This window comes from Xanthomonas cannabis pv. cannabis (assembly GCF_000802365.1).
Classification (GTDB): Bacteria; Pseudomonadota; Gammaproteobacteria; order Xanthomonadales; family Xanthomonadaceae; genus Xanthomonas; species Xanthomonas cannabis.
Genome location: NZ_JSZE01000204.1, coordinates 1 through 1,786 on the forward strand (window position 1 = coordinate 1; position 1,786 = coordinate 1,786).

Here is a 1,786-nt window from a genome sequence, read left to right on the forward strand (position 1 = left end):
TCGCGCAGGAAGCCGATGATCTGCTCTTCGGAAAAACGCTTCTTCACGTCCAATCTCCTTGGGGTAGGGAATTGGACTCCAAACTGAGGTGCTACTCAAAATTGGGGGGACGTCGTGGCAACAGAGAGGGAGTTATTCCATTTCTAGTCATGGATGGTTGACCGCGCCTTAGAAATGCGTTGATGATTAAGGCGCGGGGGGGCTTAATGGAGATTGATATGAGGACTGTAGTTGCTCTTGCGTTGGTGTTATGCATGTCAGTGCCAGCCGGAGTTTGTGCCCAGATGGTGGGTGGGGGCTCTGAAGGTAAAGAAATAAAAACATACGCCAGGACCGCCTTGATTTCAGAGCAAGAAGCGGCAAAGCGAATAAAGCTGCAAGACAGTTCAGAAGTGCCAATTCAGCACCTTGTGGAGAGTTACAAGGGTAGGTTAGCCGGCGCCTATTGGGAGGATGTCCCGGAATTGCGATTTGTAATAAGGGTTAAAGGAGCTGGTCCAGTCATAAATCGTAAAATCTCGACAAAGTCGGGTGATGTCCCGGTCATTATAAAAGGAGGGGTCGAGAAGAGTTTGGAAGAATTGCAGGCTGTCATCGCTAGTCACTATGATGAGCTATTTAGCAATGTCCCCGGACTTGAAGGGGTTTTTGTAGATGAGAGGACAAGCCAGATTGTCCTTCATGTTTACAATAAGGAAATTGATAGAGAGTATTATAAAAAAGAGATACCACTGCTCGAAAAAAAATTAAATAATCCTGTGAGGATAGATTTCATTCCTGGGCCGATGCAACCTGCTGCAAACCCCAGCGTGCGTGGCGGCGCAATATTGGAAAATGTGAACCGATGTACCGGTGGGTTTATTGTCAAGCACGCGAAGTCTGGAAAGGAAGGTATATTAACAGCTGGGCATTGTCCTGATAAACTCGTTTATTATAATTGGCAGGCGTTTGACAGTGGAAAGCAAATTACTGCTCCTTTAACTCTCGAGGCCGAGCTTTGGGATGCTAGGCATGACTTGCAATGGCACAGTTTTCCTGTGATTGGATACACTGCCTTAGGTGAGATTTACGCATCAGGAACTTCTGAAAGTTCTGGTTTAATCATCTTGTCTTCATCAACGCCGAACACTGGGCGGAGGGTTTGCCATAGGGGTGTCTATACAGGACATTCCTGCGGTCTGGTTTCTGCGACTCAATACAGTTTCAAACCCGGTGCCTGCAATGGTGAAAACTGTGATTCGAGTGCGTTTCTTGTGGTTGTGGGCAATGAATTAGCTTGCTTTTCTGGAGATAGCGGCGGGCCGGTACATGCTGGTAATTCTGCCATGGGAATTGTTGCGGCGGCTTCATATGCAGGACCGAATCCGGGGCAATGCGGTGCTTTGGCTTTTATGAAGATTAGCTCCATAAAAGACGCAGGTTTGACACTGAAGTGAATGAAATTATTGTAAGTAGAGTAACTTCCGCGCTTTGAAAAAATCAGCAGAGTCCAAGGTAGGCGCTGCTGATTTAGATATTTCCCTTCAGGTAACGTTCTAAAAAAAACCTCCGACAAGATCACGATCTATTTTCGACAATCCGAGTAGCGTTCGCTTTTCGTAACGCACTATTGGACCTCACTGCCGTACCCGATCTGTAAGACCGTCTTGGTGCACGCGCGCAATACGCGTGACCTCCTCCCCACATCAGGTCCGAACGGAACTGGAGAATTCGGCTTTGGGTGGGGGAGCGAATTGGGCGGCAAACTCGGCTGGCGGGACATCGCCGATCGATGAGTGCGTCCGGA

1 protein-coding gene is annotated in these 1,786 nt (G+C 48.2%); it reads left to right on the forward strand.

Annotated elements, in window-relative coordinates:
• Positions 1-218 precede the first annotated feature (218 nt).
• Positions 219-1,436 (forward strand): chymotrypsin family serine protease, encoded by a 1,218-nt coding sequence (locus OZ10_RS22745; protein WP_081419703.1) that lies wholly within the window; start codon positions 219-221, stop codon positions 1,434-1,436.
• Positions 1,437-1,786 lie beyond the last annotated feature (350 nt).

What these genes read in the sequence shown, in the direction of transcription:
- OZ10_RS22745 (WP_081419703.1), top strand. Translation starts at nt 219, where the DNA reads ATGAGGACTGTAGTTGCTCTTGCGTTGGTGTTATGCATGTCAGTGCCA.